Annotated in this window: 21 protein-coding genes and 1 pseudogene; 16 read left to right on the forward strand and 6 right to left on the reverse strand. The window is 70.6% G+C overall.

Translation table 11 applies throughout. The features are described 5' to 3' along the window. Positions 1-120: 120 nt before the first annotated feature. Together DEW08_RS18775 and DEW08_RS18780 are read right to left on the reverse strand one after the other, a co-directional pair. Positions 121-2583: a hypothetical protein gene (locus DEW08_RS18775; RefSeq protein ID WP_109330162.1), complete on the reverse strand. Its 2463-nt coding sequence runs from the start codon at positions 2581-2583 to the stop codon at positions 121-123. A 162-nt stretch (positions 2584-2745) separates the two neighbouring features. Next, complete coding sequence (locus tag DEW08_RS18780) at positions 2746-3357, reverse strand: TetR/AcrR family transcriptional regulator (RefSeq protein WP_109330164.1); 612 nt, start codon at positions 3355-3357, stop codon at positions 2746-2748. A 106-nt stretch (positions 3358-3463) separates the two neighbouring features. On the opposite strand from DEW08_RS18780, the gene DEW08_RS18785 reads away from it, so the two are divergent. Beyond that, on the forward strand, positions 3464-3700 hold the full coding sequence (locus DEW08_RS18785; RefSeq protein WP_109330166.1) for a putative antibiotic biosynthesis monooxygenase: 237 nt from the start codon (positions 3464-3466) through the stop codon (positions 3698-3700). A 41-nt stretch (positions 3701-3741) separates the two neighbouring features. On the opposite strand, the gene DEW08_RS18790 is transcribed toward DEW08_RS18785, so the two are convergent. Beyond that, positions 3742-4548 (reverse strand): DeoR/GlpR family DNA-binding transcription regulator, encoded by an 807-nt coding sequence (locus tag DEW08_RS18790; protein ID WP_109330168.1) that lies wholly within the window; start codon positions 4546-4548, stop codon positions 3742-3744. A 570-nt stretch (positions 4549-5118) separates the two neighbouring features. On the opposite strand from DEW08_RS18790, the gene glpD reads away from it, so the two are divergent. The 15 genes and pseudogenes from glpD (at position 5119) to DEW08_RS18865 (ending at position 23295) form a co-directional block, all read left to right on the forward strand. After that, positions 5119-6678, forward strand: coding sequence for a glycerol-3-phosphate dehydrogenase (gene glpD, locus DEW08_RS18795; protein ID WP_109330170.1), 1560 nt, complete (start codon positions 5119-5121; stop codon positions 6676-6678). Beyond that, positions 6675-7778: an ABC transporter ATP-binding protein gene (locus DEW08_RS18800; RefSeq protein ID WP_109330172.1), complete on the forward strand. Its 1104-nt coding sequence runs from the start codon at positions 6675-6677 to the stop codon at positions 7776-7778. Before glpD ends, DEW08_RS18800 begins: the two co-directional genes overlap by 4 nt. 10 nt (positions 7779-7788) lie before the next feature. Further along, positions 7789-8874 carry an ABC transporter ATP-binding protein gene (locus DEW08_RS18805; protein WP_109330174.1) on the forward strand — a complete coding sequence of 362 codons (1086 nt, stop codon included), beginning with the start codon at positions 7789-7791 and terminating at the stop codon, positions 8872-8874. Between the two features lie 48 nt (positions 8875-8922). Further along, entirely contained in the window at positions 8923-9798 is an 876-nt protein-coding gene (locus DEW08_RS18810) for a carbohydrate ABC transporter permease (protein WP_109330176.1), read from the forward strand. Continuing rightward, entirely contained in the window at positions 9795-10664 is an 870-nt protein-coding gene (locus tag DEW08_RS18815) for a carbohydrate ABC transporter permease (RefSeq protein WP_109330178.1), read from the forward strand. Before DEW08_RS18810 ends, DEW08_RS18815 begins: the two co-directional genes overlap by 4 nt. Before the next feature lie 13 nt (positions 10665-10677). Beyond that, a complete protein-coding gene (locus DEW08_RS18820; RefSeq protein ID WP_211107269.1) occupies positions 10678-10956 on the forward strand; it encodes a DUF2160 domain-containing protein in 279 nt (92 codons plus the stop codon). 181 nt (positions 10957-11137) lie between these two features. Further along, complete coding sequence (locus DEW08_RS18825; protein WP_425429128.1) at positions 11138-12799, forward strand: ABC transporter substrate-binding protein; 1662 nt, start codon at positions 11138-11140, stop codon at positions 12797-12799. A 127-nt stretch (positions 12800-12926) separates the two neighbouring features. Next, on the forward strand, positions 12927-14429 hold the full coding sequence (glpK, locus tag DEW08_RS18830; protein ID WP_109330182.1) for a glycerol kinase GlpK: 1503 nt from the start codon (positions 12927-12929) through the stop codon (positions 14427-14429). Between the two features lie 177 nt (positions 14430-14606). Then, positions 14607-15614, forward strand: a complete 1008-nt coding sequence (locus tag DEW08_RS18835) for an HlyD family secretion protein (RefSeq protein WP_109330184.1) — start codon at positions 14607-14609, stop codon at positions 15612-15614. Continuing rightward, positions 15611-18360: pseudogene (gene rbbA, locus DEW08_RS18840) on the forward strand (ribosome-associated ATPase/putative transporter RbbA). Before DEW08_RS18835 ends, rbbA begins: the two are co-directional and overlap by 4 nt. A 3-nt stretch (positions 18361-18363) precedes the next feature. Then, positions 18364-19452: an ABC transporter permease gene (locus tag DEW08_RS18845; protein WP_425429126.1), complete on the forward strand. Its 1089-nt coding sequence runs from the start codon at positions 18364-18366 to the stop codon at positions 19450-19452. Between the two features lie 155 nt (positions 19453-19607). Continuing rightward, positions 19608-21143 carry a PAS domain-containing sensor histidine kinase gene (locus DEW08_RS18850; RefSeq protein ID WP_245986748.1) on the forward strand — a complete coding sequence of 512 codons (1536 nt, stop codon included), beginning with the start codon at positions 19608-19610 and terminating at the stop codon, positions 21141-21143. Further along, positions 21140-21826 (forward strand): response regulator transcription factor, encoded by a 687-nt coding sequence (locus DEW08_RS18855; RefSeq protein WP_109330186.1) that lies wholly within the window; start codon positions 21140-21142, stop codon positions 21824-21826. The genes DEW08_RS18850 and DEW08_RS18855 overlap by 4 nt, the downstream gene beginning before the upstream one ends. A 133-nt stretch (positions 21827-21959) precedes the next feature. Further along, positions 21960-22358: a response regulator transcription factor gene (locus tag DEW08_RS18860; protein WP_245986749.1), complete on the forward strand. Its 399-nt coding sequence runs from the start codon at positions 21960-21962 to the stop codon at positions 22356-22358. A gap of 190 nt (positions 22359-22548) precedes the next feature. After that, entirely contained in the window at positions 22549-23295 is a 747-nt protein-coding gene (locus tag DEW08_RS18865) for a helix-turn-helix domain-containing protein (protein WP_109330188.1), read from the forward strand. A gap of 9 nt (positions 23296-23304) precedes the next feature. Here the strand turns inward: DEW08_RS18865 and DEW08_RS18870 are convergent, their stop codons facing one another. The 3 genes from DEW08_RS18870 to DEW08_RS18880 are packed head-to-tail and all read right to left on the reverse strand — an operon-like array spanning position 23305 to position 26406. Next, positions 23305-24177: a F0F1 ATP synthase subunit gamma gene (locus tag DEW08_RS18870; RefSeq protein WP_109330190.1), complete on the reverse strand. Its 873-nt coding sequence runs from the start codon at positions 24175-24177 to the stop codon at positions 23305-23307. Then, a complete protein-coding gene (locus DEW08_RS18875) occupies positions 24174-25679 on the reverse strand; it encodes a F0F1 ATP synthase subunit alpha (RefSeq protein ID WP_109330193.1) in 1506 nt (501 codons plus the stop codon). The genes DEW08_RS18870 and DEW08_RS18875 overlap by 4 nt, the downstream gene beginning before the upstream one ends. Then, entirely contained in the window at positions 25648-26406 is a 759-nt protein-coding gene (locus DEW08_RS18880) for a F0F1 ATP synthase subunit B family protein (RefSeq protein ID WP_109330195.1), read from the reverse strand. The genes DEW08_RS18875 and DEW08_RS18880 overlap by 32 nt, the downstream gene beginning before the upstream one ends. Positions 26407-26412: the final 6 nt, after the last annotated feature.

Here is a 26412-nt window from a genome sequence, read left to right on the forward strand (position 1 = left end):
GGGGCTGTCCGCGGCGGGAACGGACAATCCGTGCCGCCGAAGACGGCGCCGGGAAACAGGCAGGGCCGGGCGGATCGCCGTCCGCGCCGGCCCTTGCGTCTCCTGCGATGCCGCGCGGGATCAGATGTCCAGCGTATCGCCGTCCTTGCGGTCGACGTAGCGGTAGCCCTTCGTCCGGGTGCCGCGCGAATACCAGCTCGCCTTCTTCGGCTTGCCGCCGTCGACGTTCACCCATTCCTCCACCGCGAGATAGCCCAGCCTCACCAGATCGTCGGCGATGCGGGTGACGGCGTCTTCGTCGGGCGGCAGGGCGGCGGCGTCCACCTCCACGTCGGCCTCGCCCTTGGCCCCGTCCTTGGCTTTTGCCATGGCCTTGGCGGTGGCGGCGTTGGCCCGCAGCTCCGCCAGGATGTCCCTGGCCGTGCGGTAGACGGGCGACGGGGTGGCGGTGGCGGAGGTGACCGTCTGCTCCAGCACGCCGCAATCGGGATGGGCGCGTTCCAGGCTCTTGCAGATGTTCTGCGCGAGAACCTCGACCGGCAGGCTGAGCAGCCCGTCGATGGCGTCGCTGATCTGCTGGACCAGTCCCGACAGCTTGGGCGTGTCGCGGGCGATGCGCTTGGCCACGATGTAGCGCGTCGGCGCGGTGGGCAGGCAGCATTCCAGGACGAGGCGCTGCGTCTCCGCCAGGATCTGGTCGCGCGTCACCAGGTCGCCGAAGCTGTAGTCGCGCACCAGCGAGCGGATCTTGTCCCGGCCGCCGAGCAGCCAGTCGATCAGCGGATCGGCCCAGCCGATCCAGGACCCGAAGGACCGCTTGAGCTGCGCGACGAGGATTTCCAGCAGCCGGTTGGCGCGCGTCATCACCGCATCGAGGAACGCGTCATAGTCGCCGGTGCTGACCGTCGGCCAGTCGCGGGCCTCGACCGGTCGGCGCGCCGTCCCGCACAGCGGGATGATGGGGTAGCGGACCTCCTGTCCCGCGATTCCGGTCGCCATCAGGTTGGGCAGCGGCGCGCCGGTGGGGTCGATGTGCGGATTGCTCCTCGGCAGGCCGAACCACTGTTCCAGGAAGCGCTGGCAGTTGCGGCGGCCCAGCTCGTAGTCGTGGCGGCGGAACTCGATGTCGAGGAAGCCGCCGAAGCCGCCCCACAGGCCGCAGGCGATGGCGGCGTCCTCCCGCCTCTCCTTGCCGTTGACGATGCTGTAGCGGGTGGGGGAGACGCGCCAGAGGTCGGCGTCGCTGTTGCTCGCCGAGCGCAGCAGCAGGTCGGGCCGGAAGCGGCTCTGCTCGACGAACATGCTGACCAGCTTGGCCGCGACCTTGGACAGCGCGGTGTTGGGCTTGCCGTCCGTCTCCAGCCCGTCGATGCCCGGCGCCTCCGGGAAGGGGCTGACCATCAGGACGATGCGGTCGACATTGGCGACATCGGCTGCCGAGGGGGTCGGCGGATCGTCCATCAGCGCATAACGCGCGAGGTCGAAGGGGTCGTTGTTGATCGCCCCGCCATCCACCGCCGCGAAGCGGTAGCCGGTCGGCGCCGTGACGGTCAGGCCGCTCCACGGCCATTGCGGCCTGATGTCCGCGAAGAGGGAGGGCGCCAGAGCCAGAGGCCAGGCCCGCTTGTCGTAGAAGGCGACGGGGTGTTCGAGGTCGATGGCCGACAGGCCGACCGGGAAGGCGCCGGACGCCAGCGTGTTCTTGATGAACCGCTCGCAGTTCGGCTTGGTGCCGGACGCGCTGTCCTTGAACCAGAGAGAGGCCGGGTCGGTCGACGGGCCGGTGACGGTGTAGTCGTAGGAGGCGTCGGCAGCGGCCCAGGCGCTGCCGAAGTCCGCGCTGCCCAGCCCCTTGATCGTGAAATGGGCATGGTCGAGATGGTTCATCATGCCGTAGATCGAGGAGCCCGCGCCGCCCTGCACCTGGATCTTGTAGGGAATCCCGCGGGTGTTGGTCTGGGTCAGGAAGATGCTCAGCTTCCCGGCGATATAGGGGGGGCGGGCGGCGGGTACCGCCTCCAGGCTGTTCAGCGCGATCTCGCCGATCTTCATCAGCGGCTCGGCGTTCAGCAGGGACCGCACGCTGCCGATCTGCGTCACCTTCGTCAGGTCGCCGGTGTCGAGCAGGCCCGGCACTCCCGTCGTGTCGCCGGGCTTCTTGACGAAGGCCGGACCGTCGACCCAGGCGGTGTAGAGCTCCGGCAGGACGTGCCAGGGAATCTTGCCGGCCTCCGGCTTTGCCCCGCGCGCGACGTGGGTGGCGGTGCTCGTGTCGTCCAGCGGGCCGGAGGGGCGGGCGCCCTTGCCGGCGGCCAGCGAGCCGATCGAGCTGGTGATGGCGCCGGCCGAGGCGCCGGTCATGACGGCAAGGACCACCCGATGGCGGGGAACGGTCCTGTCCTCCGTCCTGAGGTCCTTTTCCGCGTCCTTCGCCTTCTCCCACTCGCTGAGCGCTTCGACCAGGAAGTCGAGGACGCCCGCCGAATAGGCACCGGCGGAAATCGCACCGGACATGGCAAGGCCGAGGTAGATCGTCTTCTGATCGTCGTCGGCGACCGGTTCCGCGGTATTCGTTTCAGTCATGGCGCCCCCAGCCTTCCGGTGAATACCCATGTATGGTTTGCATAGCCACAAGTATTCGCGAAGATATACCTGAGACGGGCTCAGATTTTACAGGCAACGAGACCCTGTCAACCTGCGCGGAGGCTGGGGCGACTTCAAGAGATCGGAAGATGCTTCCGCCGGTCAGACCACCAGCGAGCGGACCGGCCGCGGACGCCCGGTGCCGGCGATCTGCCGGACGAGCGGGACCAGCGCCTCGTCCGACGGGTCGAGGCGACGGTGCAGCAGGCGGTTCCAGGCGGCGGCGACGGTCAGCTCGGCGGCGATGTCGCTGCTGGCCTGCGGGTCCATGTCGCCGCGCAGCAGTGCGCGGTCGAAGATCGCCGCGATCATCCGGCGGCGTTGCGCGACATAGTCGGCCAGTGCGGCGGCGACGTCCGGGTCCGACTGCGCCTCCGCGATGATCAGGCGGAACAGGTCGCCGTTCGGGCCGGTCGCCCAGAAGGCGAACAGCCGCTTGAGGAACAGGAGAAGGTCGCCGTCCAGCGAGCCGGTGTCGGGGATTGCAATGTCCTGCTTTCGGCGGTCATATACGGCGAGCAGCAGCCGGCCGCGGCTGGGCCACCAGCGATAGACCGTGGGCTTTCCCGCCCGGGCCCGGCGGGCGACCGCCTCGATCGACAGGGCGGGGTAGCCGCCCTCCACCAGGATGGCCTCCGCAGCGTCCAATACGGCCCGTTCCGTTTCGGGGTTGCGCCGGGCGCCGATCGAGCCGCGGGACTTCTGCTCCGTCACGATATCCCCCTCCTATACACAAAGGCCTGGAACGGTATCGGCTATTGAAAACGAAACGGACCGTTTATATAAACGGCTCGTTCCGTTTTTATGTGGGGAGTGTGCCATGTCCGCGTCGTCCCGTCCACAGCCTCCGATACGGTCCCGCCTGCGGTTCACCGCCCTGGTCGCGCTGGGGGTCTACCCGGTGGTGACCCTGCTGCTCTACGCCGTCCTGTCGGTCACGCCGGGCTGGGCGACATGGCAGCGGACGCTGATCGTCGCCCCGCTGATGGTGGTCATCGTCGTCTGGGTGCTGATTCCCACCATCAACCGGCGGTTCGGCCGCTGGCTCGCCGCCTGACGGCCCCGGGGGCGGCGCGTCCCGGCCCCGGCCGGGGGGCGTCAGTCCTCGTAGGCCGGATCCTCGGCGAGGACCGCCTGCCCCGCCGCGTCGGCCACCTGCACCTGGCAGTCGGCGGCGGCGAAGGTCTCCATCAGGTCCGGCGGCGGCAGCCGGTCGGTGAACAGCGTGTCCACGGCCCGCACATGGGCGACGCGGATCGTGGCGTTGCGGCCGAACTTGGTATGGTCGGCCACCAGGAAGATGCGGCGCGAGCTTTCGATGATGGCGCGCGCCACCCGCACCTCGGGCTCGTCATAGTCGAGCAGGTCGCCCTCGGCGTCGATGCCGCTGATGCCGATGATGCCGATGTCCACCTTGTACTGGCGGATGAAGTCGACCGTCGGCTCGCCGACGATGCCGCCGTCGCGTTCGCGGATCGATCCGCCGGCGATCGATACCGGGAAGCTGGTGTTCTTGTGGAAGATGGTGGCGACGTTCAGGTTGTTGGTGATCACCCGCAGCCGGCGGTGGCCGCAGAGCGCCAGCGCCACCGCCTCGGTCGTCGTGCCGATGTTGAGGAAGAGGGAGGCGTCCTCCGGCACGTGGCGGGCGACCAGCTCGGCGATGCGCCGCTTCTCCTCGGCCATCAGGCTTTGGCGGGTGGCGTAGGCGATGTTCTCCACGCTGGAGGGCACGGTCACCCCGCCGCGGAACCGCCGCACCGCCGACTGGCCGGCCAGCGTCTCGATGTCGCGGCGGATCGTCTGCGGCGTGACGTTGAAATGTTCGGCCAGCCACTGGATCTGCACCATGCCCTTGGCGTGCACCAGATTGATGATCGCCTGCTGCCGGCTCTCCGCATCCATTCGCTTCCCTCCCCCGTCCGGTCGGATCCCATGGTCCGGGCGCCGTCACCGGCCGCCGCATGGATCGTTTGTTCGTATAACCATCATGTTACTTTACGAAAATAGGCGCGCGTGATATAGCGACATTTTGAAAACTGCCGAAACAGAGGCTGCCGGCACGGCGCCGGGCGCACCGTGGGCGAGGGAGTCTACCCACCCGGATCACCCCGGGTCCAGCATGGACTCGACGGGACGGGCGGCGCTCCCGCCGGCCGGAGCTTGCCGGTCCTGCCGGCCCCGGCGGTGCGATGCGCGCTTTCGAACCGTTCCGAACCGCAACCGTGGGGCGCCCGCCGGATCGCCGAAACCCGAAGGCCGGGCGCGAAAACATGTTGAGTCGGACGAGTTTTTCTCACTGGCCCCCTCGCCCGGCGGACAGGACGGAGCCGGGTCCGCAACAGCCGATACTCCCTGCGGAGGATACTCGTAGGCACAACAAACATTTTCCTTTGCATACGCTGACGAAAACAATATGTTCGGAAACGAAAGCGACGGGGTCCCGAGCGGGCCGGCGCGATACGAGGAGGGACAATGGCGGACGCTTCCCAAGAAGCGGTGGATCTGCTGATCGTCGGCGGCGGCGTGAACGGCGTGGGCATCGCCCGCGATGCGGTCGGCCGGGGGCTGTCGGTGATGCTGTGCGAGCAGGGCGACCTCGCGGGCGCCACCTCGTCGGCCAGCACGAAGCTGATTCACGGCGGCCTGCGCTACCTGGAATACTACGAGTTCCGCCTGGTGCGGGAGGCCCTGCAGGAGCGCGAGGTGCTGCTGCGCGCCGCTCCGCACATCATCTGGCCGATGCGCTTCGTCCTGCCGCACGACGCCAGCATGCGGCCGGCCTGGATGGTGCGCATCGGCCTGTTCCTCTACGACCATCTCGGCAAGCGGCGCCTGCTGCCGGGCTCCTCCGGGCTCGACCTGACGCGCCATCCGGCGGGCGGGCCGCTCAGCCCCGGCTTCACCAAGGCCTTCGAATATTCCGACTGCTGGGTGGAGGACAGCCGGCTGGTCGTGCTGAACGCCATGGACGCGCGCGAGCGCGGCGCCACCATCCTGACCCGCACCCGCTGCGAGAAGGCGACGCGCGTCGACGGCGGGTGGGTGGCCCGCCTCGTCTCCACCGGGACGGACGAGGTGCGCACCGTGCGCGCCCGCGCGCTGGTCAATGCCGCCGGCCCCTGGGTCCGCGACATGATCGCCCGGCGCACCGGCGTGAAGGTCGACAAGTCGGTGCGGCTGGTGAAGGGCTCGCACATCGTCGTGCCGAAGATGTTCGAGGGCGGGCACGCCTACATCTTCCAGAACGACGACCGCCGCATCGTCTTCGCCATTCCCTACGAGGGCGACTTCACGCTGATCGGCACCACCGACCTCGACTTCACCGGCGATCCCGCCGGGGTGGCGATTGACGCGGAGGAGGTCACCTACCTCTGCCGGGCCGTCTCGCGCTATTTCAAGACACCGGTGGCGGAGTCCGACGTGGTGTGGAGCTACAGCGGCGTGCGGCCGCTGTTCGACGACGCCAGCGGCAACGCCTCGGCCGTCACGCGCGACTATGTGCTGGAGCTCGACGCGCCGGAGGGGCAGGGCGCCATGCTGTCGATCTTCGGCGGCAAGATCACCACCTTCCGCCGCCTCGCCGAGGAGGCGGTGGACAAGCTGCTGAAGCCGCTCGGCCGCGGCGGCGCCTCCTGGACCGCGGCGGTCCCGCTGCCCGGCGGCGACATCGCCGACGCCGACTTCGCGGGCTTCCTGGCCGGCGTCCGCCGCCGCCATCCCTGGCTGCCGGCCGAGACGGCCCGGCGCCTCGCCCGCGCCTACGGCACGCGGATCGAGCGGATCCTGAAGGGCGCGGCCGGCCCCGCCGACCTCGGCCGCGACTTCGGCGGCGGCGTGTACGAGGCGGAGCTCGACTACGCCGCGGCGGAGGAGTTCGCGCGGACCGGCGACGACTTCCTGTGGCGCCGGTCGAAGCTGGGGCTGCACCTGGACGAGGCGGCGCGCACGGCGATCGCCGGCTGGTTCGACGCCCGCCGGGAGAACGCGGAGGACAACCGCGCCGGCCGCCGCTCTGTGGGAGGGAACCGGTGACACTGAAACTCGACGGCGTGACCAAGAGGGTCGGGGCGGAGACGCATCTGCACGACCTGTCGCTGGAGCTGCAGCCCGGCACCTTCAACGTGCTGCTCGGCCGGACGCTGGCCGGCAAGACGACGCTGATGCGGCTGATGGCGGGGCTGGACGCGCCGACCGGCGGCCGGCTGTTCGAGAACGGCCGCGACGTCACCGGCGCCCCGGTGCGCCGCCGCGACGTCGCCATGGTCTACCAGCAGTTCATCAACTACCCGGCGATGACGGTGTACGAGAACATCGCCTCGCCGCTGCGCCGGCAGGCGCTGGACAAGGCGGAGATCGACCGGCGCGTCCGCCGCACCGCGGCGATGCTGCGCATCGATCCCTATCTCGACCGGCTGCCCGGCCAGCTTTCGGGCGGCCAGCAGCAGCGCTGCGCCATCGCCCGCGCCCTGGTGAAGGGGGCCGGCCTGCTGCTGCTCGACGAGCCGCTGGTCAACCTCGACTACAAGCTGCGCGAGGAGCTGCGCGCCGAGCTGCGCGACATCTTCGCCGACGGCCGCACCACCGTGGTCTACGCCACCACCGAACCGCAGGAGGCGCTGATCCTCGGCGGCTCCGTCAGCGTGCTGCACGAGGGACGGCTGCTGCAGAGCGGCGCCACCGCCGCCGTCTACCACGCCCCGGCGACCGGGACGGTGGCCGCCGTCTTCAGCGACCCGCCGATGAACTTCATCGACGGCATCCTGACCAACGACCGGGTGGCGCTCAGCGACGGCACGCAGCTTCCGCTCTCCTCGCACGAGCGCGGCCTGCCGCCCGGCCCCTGCCGCATCGGCATCCGCGCCAACCACCTGACGGTGCTGCGGCGGTCCGAACGGCTGGTGCCGATCCGCGGCAGGGTGGAGCTGTCGGAGATCAGCGGGTCGGAGACCTTCATCCATCTCAGCCACGGCGGCGTCACGCTGATCGCGCGGGAGGAGGGGGTGCACACCCATCCGATCGGGTCGGAGATCCAGGTCTATGCCGATCCCGACCGCGTCTTCGTCTTCTCCCCCGCCGGCCAGCTCGTCGCCGCCCCCGGCTGGCGGCAGGGCCGGCTGCGCAACATCGCGTGAGGGCCGGCCCATGGCGACCATCCATTTCGACGATCTCGGCCACTCCTACCACCCGAACCCCACGCGCCCGGAGGACTATGCGCTCCGCCGACTGTCGCAGGAGTGGGAGGACGGCAAGGCCTACGCCCTGCTGGGTCCCTCCGGCTGCGGCAAGTCCACGCTGCTGAACATCATCTCCGGCCTGCTGGTGCCGAGCGAGGGGCGCGTGCTGTTCGACGGCGTCGACGTCACCCGCCGCACCCCGGAGGAGCGGAACATCGCCCAGGTGTTCCAGTTCCCGGTGATCTACGACACCATGTCGGTGTACGAGAACCTCGCCTTCCCGCTGCGCAACCGCAAGGTCCCGGAGGCCGAGGTCGACCGCCGCGTCCGCGAGGTGGCCGACGCCCTCGACCTCACCGCCGACCTGAAGCGCCGCGCCCAGCGGCTGACCCCGGACGCCAAGCAGAAGATCTCCATGGGCCGCGGGCTGGTGCGCTCCGACGTGGCGGCGATCCTGTTCGACGAGCCGCTGACCGTCATCGACCCGCACACCAAGTGGCTGCTGCGCCGCAAGCTGCGCCAGATCCACGAGGACTACCGGGTCAGCATGATCTACGTGACCCACGACCAGGTGGAGGCGCTGACCTTCGCCGACCGGGTCGCGGTGATGTACGAGGGCGCCATCGTCCAGCTCGGCACCCCGCAGGAGCTGTTCGAGACGCCGCAGCACACCTTCGTCGGCTACTTCATCGGCAGCCCCGGCATCAACCTGATGCCCTGCGCCGTCGGCGCCGACCAGGTGACGGTGGACGGCACCGTCATCCCGCTCGCCTCGGGCAGCACCGCCGCCCTGCCGGCGCGCGACGGCCGCTTCGAGCTGGGCATCCGGCCGGAGTTCCTGGAGCTGACGCGCAGCGGCGCGGCCGGCGCCGTCCCGGTGCAGGTGGTGGGGGTGGACGACCTCGGCACCTCCAAGCTCGCGACGCTGCGGCTGGGCGCCCACACGCTGAAGGCCCGGCTGGGCGAGGAGCAGGAGGTCCCGGCGCTCGACGCCGCGGTCCGCTTCCCGCCGCGCTGGACCAGGCTCTACCGCGACAGCCACCTCGTCGCCTGAGTCCGAGAACACGTCGAAAACCAGATAACGGAGGGAGGAACCGGACCCATGGATAAAGTCCAGGACAACCGCGCCTGGTTCCTGATCGTCCCGGTGTTCCTGATCGTCGCCTTCAGCGCGATCCTGCCGCTGATGACGGTGGTGAACTATTCGGTGCAGGAGATCTTCGGCCCCGGCCAGACCTTCTTCGTCGGGACGGAATGGTTCGAGAAGGTGCTGGCCGACGACCGGCTGCACGACGCGCTGGTCCGCCAGATCCTCTACTCGCTGGCGGTGCTGGCGATCGAGGTGCCGCTCGGCATCCTGATCGCGCTCGGCATGCCCGGCGGCCGCAGCGCCAGGACCTCGCTGACGCTGGTGCTGCTGGCGCTGCCCCTGCTGATCCCGTTCAACGTGGTCGGCACCATCTGGCAGATCTTCGGCCGCGCCGACATCGGGCTGGGCGGGGCGGCGCTGCGCATGCTGGGGGTGAGCTACAACTACACCTCCAACTCGCTCGACGCCTGGGTCACCGTGCTGGTGATGGACGTCTGGCACTGGACCAGCCTGGTGGCGCTGCTGTGCTATGCCGGGCTGCAGTCGATCCCGCCGGCCTACTACCAGGCGGCGCGCATCGACGGCGCCTCGCGCTGGGCGGTGTTCCGCTACATCCAGCTTCCCAAGATGCGCGGCGTGCTGATCATCGCGGTGCTGCTGCGCTTCATGGACAGCTTCATGATCTACACCGAGCCCTTCGTCCTGACGGGCGGCGGCCCCGGCAACTCCACCACCTTCCTCAGCCAGTACCTGACGCAGATGGCGGTTGGGCAGTTCGATATCGGTACCGCGGCCGCCTTCTCGATCATCTACTTCCTGATCGTTCTGCTCTTCAGCTTCGTCTTCTACACCATCATCACCAACTACGGCGCGGGGGACAGGAAATGAGCAAGGCCGCAGTCCTCGCCCCCGGCTCGCTGGCGTCGCCCGCCTCGCTGCGCCGCAGCGGCAGCCGGGTCTCCACCCGGACGCTGGTCCTGGTCTTCTACATCGTCTTCCTGATGCTGCCCATCTACTGGATGGTCAACATGTCGCTGAAGACGAACGAGGAGATCCTGTCGGGCCTGACGCTGTTCCCGCGCAACCCGACGCTCCAGAACTACGTCACCATCTTCACCGACCCGAGCTGGTACGGCGGCTACCTCAACTCCATCCAGTACGTGGTGCTGAACACCGTCATCTCGCTGCTGGTGGCGCTGCCGGCGGCCTACGCCTTCTCGCGCTACCGCTTCATCGGCGACAAGCACGTCTTCTTCTGGCTGCTGACCAACAAGATGGCGCCGCCGGCGGTGTTCCTGCTGCCCTTCTTCCAGCTCTACTCCACGGTCGGGCTGTTCGACACCCACATCGCGGTGGCGCTGGCGCACTGCCTGTTCAACGTGCCGCTGGCGGTGTGGATCCTCGAAGGCTTCATGTCCGGCGTGCCGCGCGAGGTGGACGAGATGGCCTTCATGGACGGCTACAGCCTGCCGCGCTTCTTCGTCACGATCTTCATGCCGATGATCCGCGCCGGCATCGGGGTCACCGCCTTCTTCTGCTTCATGTTCAGCTGGGTGGAGCTGCTGCTGGCGCGCACCCTGACCTCGGTCAACGCCAAGCCGATCGTCGCGGTGATGACCCGCACGGTCAGCGCATCGGGCATGGACTGGGGGCTGCTGGCGGCGGCGGGCGTGCTGACCATCCTGCCCGGCGCGCTGGTCATCTGGTTCGTGCGCAACTACATCGCCAAGGGCTTCGCCCTGGGCCGCGTCTGACGGAGCCGTTCCCATGGACCTGCAATGGATGGCCTGGACGCTGCCCACGGCCCTGTTCTTCACCGCCATCGCCCTCATGCTCGCCGGCATGACGGTGTGGGAGCTGGTGTCCCCCACCGTCGAGCGGCGCGGCCTCCTGCCGATGCGCACGACGCGGGGCGACCGGCTGTTCATCGGCCTGCTCGGCAGCGCCTTCATCCATCTCGGCTGGCTGGCGGCGACGGAGGCGCCGCTGTGGGGGGCGTCCATCCTCGCCCTCGCCTGGATCATCGCCGTGATGCGCTACGGCTGATCCGCCTTCAATCACCAGAGAGTGACCACCAACACATCCGAAACTGGGAGGATTCATGCGTCAGGAAAACAAGACCGCGGGCGGGAAGCGCCCGTCTCTGCGCCAGCGGCTGGCGGCCGGCGCCATGGCCGGCGGCATCGGCATCCTGCTCGCCATGGGCAGCGCGGCTCCGGCCGCCGCCATGACGCCGGAGCAGGAGGCCGTCGCCAGGCGCATCATCGAGGAACTGCAGCCCTCCACGCTCTCCAAGGACGAGCAGATGAAGGAGCTGGAGTGGTTCGTGAAGGCGGCGGAGCCCTTCAAGGGCATGGACATCAACGTCGTCTCCGAGACCATCACCACCCACGAGTACGAATCGAAGACGCTCGCCCGGCTGTTCAGCGAGCTGACCGGGATCCGGCTGAAGCACGACCTGATCCAGGAAGGCGACGTCATCGAGAAGCTGCAGACCCAGATGCAGTCGGGCCGCAACGTCTATGACGCCTACATCAACGACAGCGACCTGATCGGCACCCATGTCCGCTACGGCCAGGCGGTGGCGCTCTCCGACTTCATGTCCGGCGAGGGCAAGGACGTCACCCTGCCGACGCTCGACGTCAAGGACTTCATCGGCACCAGCTTCACCACCGGCCCGGACGGCAAGCTCTACCAGCTCCCCGACCAGCAGTTCGCCAACCTCTACTGGTTCCGCGCCGACTGGTTCGCCCGCCCCGACCTGAAGGAGAAGTTCAAGGCCAAGTACGGCTACGACCTCGGCGTTCCGCTGGACTGGTCGGCCTATGAGGACATCGCCGACTTCTTCACCAACGACGTGAAGGAGATCGACGGGGTCCGCGTCTACGGCCACATGGACTACGGCAAGAAGGACCCGTCGCTCGGCTGGCGCTTCACCGACGCCTGGCTGTCGATGGCCGGCGCCGGCGACAAGGGCCTGCCCAACGGCAAGCCGGTGGACGAGTGGGGCATCCGCGTCGAGGGCTGCCGCCCGGCCGGCGCCTCGGTCGCCCGCGGCGGCGACACCAACGGCCCGGCGGCCGTCTACGCCCTGACCAAGTACATCGACTGGCTGAAGAAGTACGCGCCGCCGGAAGCCGCCGGCATGACCTTCTCCGAAGCCGGCCCGGTGCCGGCCCAGGGCAACGTCGCCCAGCAGATCTTCTGGTACACCGCCTTCACCGCCGACATGACCAAGCCGGGCCTGCCGGTGGTCAACGCCGACGGCACGCCGAAGTGGCGCATGGCGCCCTCGCCGCACGGCCCCTACTGGGAGGAGGGCATGAAGCTGGGCTACCAGGACGTCGGCTCCTGGACGCTGCTGAAGTCCACTCCGCCGGAGCGCCGCAAGGCCGCCTGGCTCTACGCCCAGTTCACCGTGTCGAAGACCGCCTCGCTGAAGAAGACGCTGGTCGGCCTGACCCCGATCCGCGAGAGCGACATCAAGTCCGAGGCGATGACCGCCGCCGCCCCCAAGCTGGGCGGGCTGGTCGAGTTCTACCGCAGCCCGGCCCGCGTCTCCTGGTCGCCGACCGGCACCAACGTGCCGGACTATCCGAAGCTGGCCCCGCTGTGGTGGCAGAACATCGCCGAGGCCGTCACCGGCGAGCGCACCCCGCAGCAGGCGATGGACAAGCTGGCCGACCAGATGGAGCAGGTGCTGGCCCGCATGGAGCGCGCCGGCATCGGCGGCGACTGCGCGCCGAAGCTGAACAAGCAGCAGGACGCGAAGGTCTGGTTCGACGCCCCCGGCGCCCCGAAGGCCAAGCTGGCCGACGAGAAGCCCAAGGGCCAGACCGTCGCCTACGACGACCTGCTGAAGGCGTGGCGCGAGGGCCGCGCCCGCTGATCGCGCCGCGCGGTGCCGTTCGTTCGGGGGCGGCCGGTCGCCGCCCCCGTTTCTTCCTGTGACGCACAGTTTCCTGATAAACGGGTAACCGCCGCGCCGCTGCGACGCGCGGGGAAGGGGAAGCCGCATGACCAAGGTGAGCAAGGCCGGCCACGTCCTGGCGATCGACCAGGGCACCACCTCGACGCGGGCGATCCTGTTCGACGCCCACGGCACCCCGGTCGCCGTGGCGCGGCGGGAGTTCCCGCAGCATTATCCCGGCGAAGGCTGGGTGGAGCACGAGCCGGCCGACATCCTGCGCGACGTGCGCATCGTGGCGCGCGAGGCGATGGAGACGGGCGGCCAGGACGCCTCCGGCATCGCCGCCATCGGCATCACCAACCAGCGCGAGACCACCGTGGTGTGGGACCGCCGGACCGGCGAGCCGATCCACCGCGCCATCGTCTGGCAGGACCGCCGCACCGCCCCGGTCTGCCGCGCGCTCACCGTGGCCGGCCACGACCGCAAGGTGCGGCAGAAGACCGGCCTGCTGATCGACGCCTATTTCTCCGCCACCAAGATCGCCTGGGTCCTCGACCATGTGGAGGGGGCGCGGACCCGTGCGGAGCGCGGCGAGCTGTGCTTCGGCACCATCGACAGCTTCCTGGTCTTCCACCTGACCGGCGGCAAGGTCCATGCGACCGACGCGACCAACGCCTCGCGCACCCTGCTGTTCGACATCCACCGCCAGGACTGGGACGACGAGCTGCTGGCCATCTTCCGGGTGCCGCGCGCCATGCTGCCGCAGGTGCTGGACAGCGCCGACGACTACGGCATGACGGTGCCCGACCTGCTGGGCGCCCCGGTGCCGATCGCCGGCGTGGCCGGCGACCAGCAGGCGGCGACCTTCGGCCAGTCCTGCCTGGAGCCGGGCATGGTGAAGTCGACCTACGGCACCGGCTGCTTCGCCCTGATCAACACCGGCTCCACCCCCGTCGAGTCGCAGAACCGCCTGCTGACGACGGTGGCCTACCGGCTGGACGGCCGGCCGACCTATGCGCTGGAAGGCTCGATCTTCGTCGCCGGCGCGGCGATCAAGTGGCTGCGCGACGGGCTGGGCGTCATCACCCACGCCTCGCAGACCGACGACATGGCGACCCGCGTGCCGGACAGCCACGGCGTCTATTTCGTGCCGGCCTTCGTCGGGCTGGGCGCGCCGCACTGGGACCCCGACGCCCGCGCGGCGATCCACGGCATGACCTTCGACGCCGGGCCGGCCCATATCGCCCGCGCGGCGCTGGAGGCGGTGGCCTACCAGACCCGCGACCTGATGGACGCCATGGCCGGCGACTGGGGCGGCCGGCCGAACGCCCTGCGCATCGACGGCGGCATGGCGGCCAACGACTGGCTCTGCCAGTTCCTCGCCGACATGACCGGCCTGCCGGTGGAGCGGCCGGAGGTGATCGAGACGACCGCGCTGGGGGCCGCCTGCCTGGCGGCGCTGCGCGTCGGCCTGTTCGAGGGGATCGGCGCGGTGTCGCAGGCCTGGAAGCTCGACCGCCGGTTCGAGCCGCGGATGGACGAGCCGCGGCGGGCGAAGCTCTACGGCGGCTGGCTGGACGCGGTGGACCGGGCGCGGTCGCGGCCCTGACCGGGAGGCGCCGCGCGCCGGGGCGGCCTGTGACTCCATTGCAACTGCGAACGATTGCGCACCGAGCGCGGCTGCACACCACATCCCGCAGACCGGGCCGGTGTGATATCAGGGTAAGGTGATGAACCGATCCTGAGGCCGGTGCTCCGCCGGCCACCTCCAGTAGAGACGCCGGTCATGAAGCTGAAACGCATCGTCATCGCTGCGGTGGCCCTGGCCCTGCTCGCCGCCGGGGGATTCTACGGCTGGCAGGCGATGCAGGGCCGCCGCCTGCCCGCCGGATTCGCCTCCGGCAACGGCCGGATCGAGGCGAACGAGATCGACGTCGCCACCAAGTTCGCCGCCCGCATCCTGACCGTCCCGGTGGAGGAGGGCGACCTGGTGGAGGAGGGGGCGGTCGTCGCCACGCTCGACATCCGCGAGCTGGAGGCGCAGCTCCGCTCCGCCCAGGCGCAGCTCCGCCAGTCGCGCCAGTCGCGCGAGGAGGCGGCCTTCACCATCGCCCAGCGCGAGAGCGAGGCCGACTTCGCCGCCAAGGAGCTGGAGCGGGCGCTGGTCCTGTTCGGCAACGGCCATGTCTCGCAGCAGCGGGTCGATCAGGCGCGCAACCAGCGCCGCACCGCCGACGCCGCGCTGAATGCCGCGCGCAGCCGCCTCGGCAGTGCGGAGGAGGCCATCGCGGCGGCGGCCGGCGAGGTCGACCGGCTGCAGGATCTGGTGAACGAGGGGGTGCTGAAGGCCCCGCGCAAGTCCCGCGTGCTCTACCGCCTCGCCGAGCCGGGGGAGGTGCTGGCGGCCGGCGGCAAGGTGGTCACGCTGCTCGACCTCTCCAACGTCTACATGACCTTCTTCCTGCCGACCGATACCGCCGGCACGCTGGCGGTGGGGGCGGAGGCGCGGCTGCTGCTCGACCCGCTGCCCGACCTCGCGGTGCCGGCCGCCGTCTCCTTCGTGGCGCCGCGCGCCCAGTTCACGCCCAAGCAGGTGGAGACGCGGACCGAGCGCGACCGCATGATGTTCCGCGTCAAGGCCCGCGTGCCCGAGGCGCTGGTCACCCGCCATATCGAGCGGGTGAAGACCGGCGTCACCGGCGTGGCCTTTGTCAGGCTCGACCCCAAGGCGGTCTGGCCGGACTGGCTCGAATCGCGCCTGACCAAACCGGAGGCGCAAGGGGCCGGATCATGACCGCCCCGGCCGTCCGGCTCGCCGGGGTCAGCCACCGCTACGGCGGGACGGTGGCGCTGCAGGGGATCGAGCTGGAGATCCCCGCCGGCATCAGCGTCGCCATCATCGGCCCGGACGGGGTGGGCAAGTCCAGCCTGCTGGGCCTGATCGCCACCGCCAAGACGCTGCAGGCCGGCCGGGTGGAGGTGCTGGGCACCGATCTGGCCGACCGGGCGGGCCGCACGGCGCTGCAGCCGCGCATCGCCTACATGCCGCAGGGGCTGGGCCGCAACCTCTACGCCGACCTCAGCGTGCGCGAGAACCTGGAGTTCTTCGGACGGCTCTTCGGGCTCGACAAGGCCGGGCGCGCCGCCCGCATCGCCGACCTGCTGGAGGCGACCGGGCTCGCCCCCTTTCCCGACCGGCCGGCGGGCAAGCTGTCCGGCGGCATGAAGCAGAAGCTCGGCCTGTGCTGCGCGCTGCTGCACGACCCGGACCTGCTGATCCTGGACGAGCCGACCACCGGCGTCGACCCGCTGTCCCGCCGCCAGTTCTGGGAGCTGATCGCCCGCATCCGCGCCTCGCGCGCCGGCATGACGGTGCTGGTCGCCACCTCCTACATGGACGAGGCGGAGCGCTTCGACCAGGTGCTGATGATGAATGCCGGCCGGCTGCTCGCCCAGGACAGCCCGGCGGCGCTGAAGGCCCGGCACGGGGCGTCCGACCTGGAGGAGGCCTTCATCGCCCTGCTGCCGGAGGAGGACCGCCGCGGCCACGAACGGCTGGTCGTCCCGCCGCGCCCGGACGGCGCCGACCGGGAGGTGCCGGCGATCGAGGCGCGCGGCCTGACCCGGCGCTTCGGCGACTTCACCGCGGTGGACCATGTCAGCTTCCGCATCGGCAAGGGGGAGATCTTCGGCTTCCTCGGCTCCAACGGCTGCGGCAAGACCACCACCATGAAGATGCTGACCGGCCTGCTGCCCGCCACCGAGGGCGAGGCGCGGCTGTTCGGCGGGCCGGTGGAGCCCAACGACCTGGAGACCCGCCGGCGCGTCGGCTACATGACGCAGGCCTTCTCGCTCTACGGCGAGCTGTCGGTGCGGCAGAACCTGACCCTGCACGCCCGGCTGTTCGGGCTGCCGGGGACCGGGCCGCGCATCGACCGGCTGGTGGAGCGCTTCGACCTTGCCGACCATCTCGACGCGGTGGCGGACAGCCTGCCGCTCGGCATCCGGCAGCGCCTGTCGCTGGCGGTGGCGGTGCTGCACGATCCGGAGCTGCTGATCCTCGACGAGCCGACCTCCGGCGTCGATCCGGTGGCGCGCGACCAGTTCTGGCGCGACCTGATCGCGCTGTCCGCGACCAGGGCGTCACCATCTTCGTCTCGACCCACTTCATGAACGAGGCGGCGCGCTGCGACCGCGTCGCCTTCATGAGCGCCGGCCGCGTCATCGCCGAGGGGCCGCCCGACGAGCTGCGCCGGCAGCAGAACGCCGCGACGCTGGACGACGCCTTCATCGGCTTCATGCGCCAGGCGGAAGGGGAGGAGGAGCCGTCCGCCCAGGGCAAGGGGGAGGCGCCCGCCGCCCCCGTCGCGTCCCCCGTCCTGCCGTCCGGGGGGAGCGGGGGCGGGACCGGGCGCGGCCCGTCGCGCCGCCGGCTGCTCGCCTATGCGTGGCGGGAGGCGCTGGAGCTGCGCCGCGACCCGGTGCGGCTGACCGTGGCGCTGCTCGGCACCGTGCTGCTGATGCTGGTCTTCGGCTTCGGCATCACGATGGACGTGGAGGACCTGACCTTCACCGTGCTCGACCGCGACCAGTCGGCGGAGAGCCGCGCCTATGTCGAGCAGTTCGCCAATTCCCGCACCTTCGTCGCGACGCCGCCGGTGGCGAGCCAGCGCGAGCTGGAGCTGCGGCTGCAGCGCGGCGAGACGGCGCTGGCCATCGAGATCCCGCCGGACTTCGGCCGCGACCTGCGCCGCGGGCGGGAGACCGAGGTGGCGGTGACCATCGACGGCGCCATGCCCTTCCGGGCCGAGACGATCCAGGGCTATGTCGCCAGCCTGCACCAGCGCTTCCTCCAGGATCAGGCCCTGCTGGCCGGGGCGGCGCTGCCGGCGCCGCCGGCGCAGATCGAGACGCGCTACCGCTACAACCAGGCCTTCCGCAGCCTGGACGCCATGGTGCCGGCCGACATCGGCCTGCTGCTGATCTTCATCCCCGCCATCCTGGCGGCCCTGGGCGTGGTGCGCGAGAAGGAGCTGGGCTCCATCACCAACCTCTACGTCACCCCGGTCACCCGGCTGGAGTTCCTGCTCGGCAAGCAGATTCCCTATGTGGTGCTGGCCTGCCTGAACCTGCTGCTGATGCTGGCGATGGCGGTGACGCTGTTCGGCGTCCCGGTGAAGGGCAGCCTGGCCGGGCTGCTGCTCGGCGGCTTCGCCTATGTCTGCGCCACGACGGCGCTGGGGCTGCTGATCTCGGTCTTCACCGCGACCCAGACCGCGGCGGTCTTCGGCACCGCCATCCTGACGATGACGCCGGCGACCCAGTTCTCCGGCCTGCTGCAGCCGGTCTCGACGCTGGAGGGGCCGGCCTACGTCATCGGCACGCTGTTCCCCACCACCCATTTCCTGAAACTGTCGGTCGGCGCCTTCACCAAGGGCCTGGGATTCGTCGACCTGCTTCCCTTCATCGCGGCGACGGCCGCCTTCGTGCCGGTCTATCTGGCGCTGGGCGTGCTGTTCCTGCCGAAACAGGAGCGCTGAGCCATGCGCTTCCTCCGCAACAGCCTCGTGCTCGCCCGCAAGGAATGGATCAGCCTGCTGCGCGACGTGTTCATGCTGGGCTTCGTCATCTATTCCTTCACCTTCGCCATCCACAGCCACGCCACCGGCATCTCGCACGAGCTGCGCAACGCCGCCATCGCGGTGGTGGACGAGGACGGCTCCACCCTGTCGCAGCGGCTGATCTCCGCCTTCCGCGCGCCGGAGTTCCAGCCGCCGGTGCTGATCCGCGACGGGCAGGTCGATCCCGGCATGAACGCCGCGCGCTACACCTTCGTGCTCGACATCCCGCCGAACTTCCAGGCGGACGTGCTGGCCGGGCGCAGCCCGACCCTGCAGTTGCTGGTCGACGCCACCGCGATGATGCAGGCGGGCATCGGCGCCGGGACCATCCAGGGCATCCTGGACGACGAGCTTGCCCGCTTCGTCCGGCGCGGCGTGCCGGCCTCGCCGGCGCGGATCGGCCTGCAGCTCCGCGTCGCCTTCAACCAGGGGCTCGACACCCGCTGGTTCATGGGCATCATGTCGGTGGTCAACAACGTCACCATGCTGGCCGTGCTGCTGGCCGGCGCCGCCCTGATCCGCGAGCGGGAGCACGGCACGCTGGAGCATCTGCTGGTCATGCCCGTCCGCCCGGCGGAGATCATGACCGCCAAGGTGCTGGCCAACGGCGCGGTCATCCTGCTGCTGACCATGGTGGCGCTGTTCGTGGTGGTGCGCGGCGTGCTCGACGTGCCGCTGGCCGGCTCGGTCCCGCTGTTCCTGGCGGGCACGGCGCTCTACCTGTTCTTCGCCACCGCACTCGGCATCTTCCTCGGCACGGTGGCCCAGTCGATGCCGCAGATGGGGCTGCTGTTCATCCTGATCGTGCTGCCGATGAACCTGCTGTCCGGCGGCAACACCCCGCTGGAGAGCGAGCCGAAATGGCTGCAGATGGTCATGCAGCTCTCCCCTCCACCCATTACGTCGCCTTCGCCCAGACCATCCTGTTCCGCGGCGCCGGGCTGGACGTCGTCTGGCCGCGCTTCGCCGCGACCATCGGCATCGGCGCCCTGTTCTTCGCCGTCAGCCTGATGCGCTTCCGCCGCCATCTGGCGAGCTTCCGATAAGGGCTTACCCTGACACCCCGGACCCTGCCCCTAAATCCCTGCCGTCATTACGGTTGACCGACACCAGGGGTCAACTAATCTAGAACCTGAGGTTATGACCGCAGGTTGAGGAAGACGATTTTGGCCGACGGTTCCGGGGAGGCATCGGGCGACATCCTGTCGCGGTTCCAGGCGATGCTGGACACCGTTCCCGACGGTGTCGTGATCATGGACGCCCGGGGGCTGATCCAGGCCTTCAACCCGGCCTGCGAGGGCCTGTTCGGCTGGACCGCCGCCGAGGTGATCGGGCACAACGTCAAGATGCTGATGCCGTCCCCCTACCGGGAGGAGCATGACGGCTATCTCGACCGCTACCAGCGTACGGGGGAGCGGCGGATCATCGGCATCGGGCGCGAGGTGACCGGCCTGCGCAAGGACGGCAGCACCTTCCCCATGGAGCTGTCGGTCGGCGAGGCGCAGGGCGGCCCGCCGGTCTATATCGGCATCATCCGCGACATCAGCGGGCGCAAGCGCGCCGAGGCCGAGCTGCGCGAGCGCGAGGCGCGGCTGACCTCGATCCTGGAGACGGTGCCCGACGCCATCGTGGTGATCGACGAGCGCGGGCTGATCCAGTCCTTCAGCCCGGCGGCGGAGCGGCTGTTCGGCTATGCCGCCGCCGAGGTCGTCGGCTGCAACGTCAAGATGCTGATGCCCTCGCCCCACCGCGAGCAGCACGACGGCTATCTCGAACATTACCTGACCACCGGGGAGCGGCGGATCATCGGCATCGGCCGCATCGTCACCGGCCAGCGCAAGGACGGCACCAGCTTCCCCATGGAGCTGGCGGTGGGCGAGGTCAATCTCGGCGGGCGGCGGATGTTCACCGGCTTCGTCCGCGACCTGACCGAGCGGCAGGCGACCGAGAAGCGGATGCAGGAGCTGCAGGCCGAGCTTCTGCATGTCGGGCGGGTCAGCGCCATGGGCCAGATGGCCTCCACCCTGGCGCACGAGCTGAACCAGCCGCTGACCGCCATCATCAACTACGTCAAGGCCACCCGCCGGCTGCTCGACCGCATCGACGGCCCCGGCGTCGCCAAGGTGGTGGAGACGATGGACAAGGCGGCGCAGCAGGCGACCCGCGCCGGCCAGATCATCCGCCGCCTGCGCGACTTCATCGAGAAGGGCCACACCGACCGCAGCGTCGAGTCCCTCAACAAGGTGGTGGAGGAGGCGAGCGCGCTGGCGCTGGTCGGCGCCAAGCAGAGCGGCGTGCGCGTCCGCCTGTCGCTCGATCCCGGCGACGGGCTGGTGCTGATCGACAAGATCCAGATCCAGCAGGTGGTGCTGAACCTGATCCGCAACGCCATCGAGGCGATGGCGGAGTGCGAGCGGCGCGACCTGGAGGTCGCCACCGGCCCCGACGCCGAGGCGGCCGGGCTGATGCGGGTGACGGTGTGCGACACCGGGCCCGGCCTGTCGGAGGAGGTGCTGGCCCGCCTGTTCCAGCCCTTCGTCACCACCAAGGAGAAGGGCATGGGGCTCGGCCTGTCGATCTGCCGGTCGATCGTCGATTCCCACGGCGGGCGGCTGTGGCAGGAACGGACGGAGGAGGGCACCGCCTTCCATTTCACCGTGCCGGTCGCCGAATTGAGGGACGGGCCGGAGGGCGGGGCATGAGCGCCGTTGCTCAGCCGGCGGCACCGCCGACCGTCTTCATCGTCGACGACGACGACGCGGTGCGCGATTCCCTGGCGGTCCTGCTGGAATCCGAAGGGCTGCGGACGGAGTGCTTCTCCTCGCCGGTGGAGTTCCTCGACTCGGGCGCCGCGGCCCGGCCGGGCTGCCTGCTGACCGACGTCCGCATGCCGGAGATGACCGGCCTCGATTTGCAGGAGCGGCTGGTCAGCGAGGGGCGCTGCCTGCCGGTGATCGTCATCACCGGCCATGCCGACGTTCCGCTCGCCGTCCGCGCCATGAAGGCCGGCGCCCACGACTTCGTGGAGAAGCCGTTCGACGACGAGGCGCTGATCGCCAGCGTGCGGACGGCGCTGGCCCGGACGGTTCCGGTTCCCGCCGCCGCTCCTGCCGCCGCTTCCACCCGGGCCGCCCCGCCGCCGGCCCCCGAGGGACCGCCGCCGGAGATCGCCGGGCGGCTCGCCCTGCTGACCCCGCGCGAGCGCGACGTGCTGGGTCTGCTGGTCGAGGGCAAGTCGAACAAGGTGATCGCCCACGAGCTGTCGATCAGTCCGCGCACCGTCGAAATCCACCGGGCGCGCGTGATGGAGAAGATGCAGGCCGACAGCCTGCCGGCCCTGGTCCGCATGGCGCTGGCCGCCGGCCCGTCTGCAACGTCCTCTTGAGACAGATCAAATACGCGCCGCATACGCATAAGCCCGTATTACCGGCCGGAGAGCGCCGACTTATTGTCTCCACCATGCGGAGCACGCGCTGTCATGCGGCTCCGCCGGTTCGAATTGGTGGCTGGAGGCGGTCGTGACCGCGCAAAGTGAAGGTCTGGTCTATATCGTCGACGACGACGACCCCGTGCGCGACTCCATGAAGGTGCTTCTGGAAGCCTGCGCCTATGACGTTCGGGATTTCACCTCCTGCGGCGACTTCATCGAGCAGTTCGACGGCGACCCGCGGGCCTGCCTGCTGCTGGACCTGCATCTGCCGGTGATGAGCGGCCTGGAGTTCATGGAGCGCTACCGCAAGGCGCTGAACGGCATGCCCGTCATCATGGTGACCGGCCGCGGCGACGCCGCCACGGCCGCCCGCGCCCGCGACGCCGGCGTGTCGATCGTGCTGGAGAAGCCGTTCGACGAGGACGTGCTGCTCGACGAGATCCACCGGCTGCTGCCGCAGAAGGAACCGGTGCCGGTCGCCCCGTAAGGGGGTATCCGGCCCCCCGTACGCAAAGCCCCCGATACGTAGGTCTACGTACGCATCTTTCCTTAGGTACTAATACGATCTGCACAGACAGCAGTTTCGTCGCTAGGTTCTGGTCATCGAACGGCGCCACGGTCCGGACCCAGGGAACAGGGTCGCCGCGGAGCCCACCGCAAAGCCGGGGATGACAGTCATGGCCGCTCAGCTCACCACCCTCACCCGTACCGCCCAGCCCTTCCGCGGCTTCATCGCCGCCAGCGCGGCGCGGGAGCTGTCCCCGGCCGGGACGACCCTGGGCGCGCGTCCGGTCGAGAGCGATCCGCTGGCCACCGTCGGCACGCTGCGTTGCGTCGAGCGCGACATGGCGGTCTTCTCCGAAGGGGACGACGCCGACTCCGTCTACCGCGTCGTCGACGGCATGATCCGCCTGCACAAGCTGCTGCCCGACGGGCGGCGCCAGGTGGTCGGCTTCCTGCAGGCCGGCGACATGCTGGGGCTGTCGGTCGGCGGCCTCTACATCTACACGGCCGAGGCGGTCACCACGTCGAGCCTGCGCCGCATCCCGCGCGAGCGTCTGGACAGCCTGATGGACGAGCAGCCGGCCCTGGCCCGCAAGCTGCTGACCACCATGACCACCGAGCTGGTGGCCGCCCAGGACCAGATGCTGCTGCTGGGCCGCAAGACCGCGGCGGAGAAGCTGGCCTCCTTCCTGATCGCGCTCGGCAAGCGCGCCGCGGCCCGCACCCCCGGCTGCCGCCGGGTCGAGCTGCCGATGAGCCGCACGGACATCGCCGACTATCTGGGCCTGACCACCGAGACCGTCTCGCGCGGCTTCACCAAGCTGAAGACCGCCCGCCTGATCCGCCTGCTGGAAGGCAACCGGGTCGAGCTGGTGGACCAGGACGCGCTCGCCGACATGGCCGGCTGCTGCTGCGGCTGAGGCGCGGCGTCAGGCCCTTCCCCGAGGGCGCGCCGCCGGGCGGAAGGCGCCGGCGGACAGCTCGATCACCTCGTTGGTGATGTCCTCCTGCCGCAGGCGGCGTTCGGCGGCGACCAGTTCGGCCAGCTTCTCGTCGACATTCTGGCGGGCGGACACCATGACGGAGAGGCGGGCGGCATTCTCCGCCGCGAAGCTCTCCATCGCCGCCAGCGCGATCTGCGCGAAGAGATACTCGTCCACCAGCCGCTCGACGAGCCGCCGCGGCTCCAGGTTGGTCAGCGGCGCCGGCCGGTTCGGATGGCCGTCCAGCCGGCCGAGGTCGACCGGCAGCAGGGCCTCGCGCCGGATCGTCCCGCTCCCCGTCCCGGTGCGGGCGTAGATCACCTGCAGGCCGCGCAGCGCGCCGCTCCGCGCCCGCTCGTCGATCGCTCCTGCCACCAGCCGGCAGGTGGCGAGCACCGCGTCGGTGTGCGTCGCCATCGCCGCCGACCAGCCGACGGGAATGCCGCGCTCCTCCGCCAGCACCTGACCGCGGCTGCCGACGATCCACAGCTCTCCCGCCTCCTCGCCGGCCGCGGCCAGCAGCCGTTCGGCGAAGCCGCCGACGAAGCCGTGCTCTGCGGTGAAGAGGATGGTCAGGAGGGCCGCATGGCCGTCGCCAGTCCCGTTCGTCGCCGGCCAGCGGGCCGGCGGCTCCTCCAGCAGCGAGACGGCGCGGGCCAGGGCGCCGGCGATGACGCCGGCATAGGCGCGGATGCCGGGCAGCGCCGCCCCGGCCTGCTGCTGCCGCACCGCGGCCAGCGAGCGCATGGCGTCCACCACCTGGCGGAGCCCGTCGATGCTCTGCCGCCGGGCCGTGACCTCGGCCAGCCGCTCCGTCATGATCCGGTCCCCGCCGCGATACGGGCGAGGGCGGCCCGCGCCGCCGCCAGCAGCCGGTCGCGCGCCGCCGGATCCTCGGCGCCGCCCAGCGCCTCGGCCAGCGCGGTGCGGAAGGCGGCGACCGCCTCCACCGGCAGGCCGTCCAGCATCCCCTCCTTCAGGGCCAGCAGCCCGGCCACCTGGAGCGCCAGCGGCTGCGGCGAGAGGCGCGGCTGCGCCAGCAGGGCGCGCATGCGCCGGCCATGCTCCACCGCCCTGCGGGTCCGCTCGTCCACCATGCCGCCGAAGCGGGTGAAGGCCTCCAGCTCGAGGAACTGGGCGTAGTCCAGCCGCAGGCTCTCCGCCAGCTCGCGCAGCGGGCCGGGCTGGGTCCTGCCGCCGACGCGCGACACGCTGCGCCCGACGTCGACCGCCGGCTTCTGCCCCTCGTGGAACAGCTTGGCGTCCAGGCAGATCTGCCCGTCGGTGATGGAGATCAGGTTGGTCGGGATATAGGCGCTGAGGTTTCCGGCCTGCGTCTCGGCGATCGGCAGGGCGGTCAGCGAACCGCCGCCGCGCGCCTCCGACAGCTTGGCCGCCCGCTCCAGCAGGCGGGAATGCAGGTAGAAGACGTCGCCCGGATAGGCCTCGCGCCCCGGCGGGCGGCGCAGCAGCAGCGAGATCTGGCGGTGGATGGCGGCATGCTTGGTCAGGTCGTCGACGATCACCAGCGCATGGCGGCCGCGGTCGCGGAAATACTCCGCCATGGTGAAGCCGGCGAAGGGGGCCAGCCATTGCAGCCCCGGCGCCGCATCGGCCGCGGCGACGACGAACAGGGTGCGGGCGGCCGCCCCGCCGGTGCGCACGGCCTCCACCACCTCGCGCACGGTCGAGGTCTTCTGCCCGACCGCGACATAGACGCAGGCGACGTCGCCGTCGCGCTGGTTGAGGATGGCGTCGACCGCGATGGCGGTCTTGCCGGTGGCGCGGTCGCCGATGATCAGCTCGCGCTGGCCGCGGCCGAGCGGGAAGAGGGCGTCGACCACCAGCGTGCCGGTCGCCATCGCCTGGGTCACCGCGGCGCGGTCGGCGATGGGCGGGGCGGGGCGCTCCGCCGGCTCCATCCCCTCCGCCGCCACCGGCGGCCCGTCGTCGAGCGGCCGGCCGAGCGGGTCGAGCACGCGGCCGAGCAGCCCCTCGCCGACCGGCACCGACAGGATGCGGCCGGTCCCGCGCACCTGCTGCCCGGCCGAGAGATGGGCGCCGTCGCCCAGCAGGACGCAGCCGACGCCGTCCTCGTCCAGATCCTCGGCGATGCCGGCGACGTCGCCGGGAAAGGCCAGCAGCTCGCCCGCCCGCAGGTCGGGCAGGCCGGAGACGCGGGCGATGCCGTCGCCCACCGCCTCGATCCGGCCGACGCTGTCCAGCCGGGCGGCGGCGGCGAGCCCCTCCATCCGGCGTTCGGCCTCCGGCACCCAGGCGTCGAGCGCCTCAGACAGCGTGTTCGGCGTGGGACTGGTCATCGCTCATCAGCTCCTTCCCGGCGCGGGCCAGCGCGTCGCGCCAGCTCTCGGCCAGGATCAGGCCGGGAAACCGCAGCTCCACCCCGGCGACGAGATCGGGATCGACCTCCAGGTCGAGGCGCACCGGCCGGCCGAGCAGGGCGGACAGCCGCTGCGTCCAGGCGGCCCGCTGCGCGTCGCCGGGGTCGGCGGCGGCGGCCATCGCGATCCGCCCGTCCGCCGGCAGCAGGGCGTCGCGCCGCTCCGCCGGCAGGGCGGCGAGGGCGGCGCAGGCCCGCTCGAACAGCAGCGGCGTCGCGTCGGGCGCCAGGTCGCGCAGCAGCCGCTGCGACAGGCCGGTGCCGAGCGCCAGCGCGCTGCGCTTCAGCGACTGCAGCGCGTCGCCGCGCTCGTCGGCGATGCGGGCGCGGGCCTCGGCCAGCAGCCGGTCGGCCTCGGCCCGCGCCTTGTCGAGAAGGGCGGCGCGCTCGGCCTCCGCCGCGGCCAGCGCGTCGGCGATGCTGCGGTCGTGCTCGGCGGCGATGCCCGCCCGCTCGGCCTCCACCGCGCGGCTGGCCGTCTCGGCGGCGGCCTGCAGCGCGGCGGCGGCGGCGCGGTTGCCGGCGGTCTCCGCCTCCCGCGCCGCGATGACCGCCAGCACGGGCCGGTAGAGGAAGCGGCGCAGCAGCCACACCAGCACCAGGAAGTTCACCGCCTGGAGCAGGATCGTCCAGCCGTCGATGGTCATGACGCC

This window comes from Azospirillum thermophilum (assembly GCF_003130795.1).
Classification (GTDB): domain Bacteria; phylum Pseudomonadota; class Alphaproteobacteria; order Azospirillales; family Azospirillaceae; genus Azospirillum; species Azospirillum thermophilum.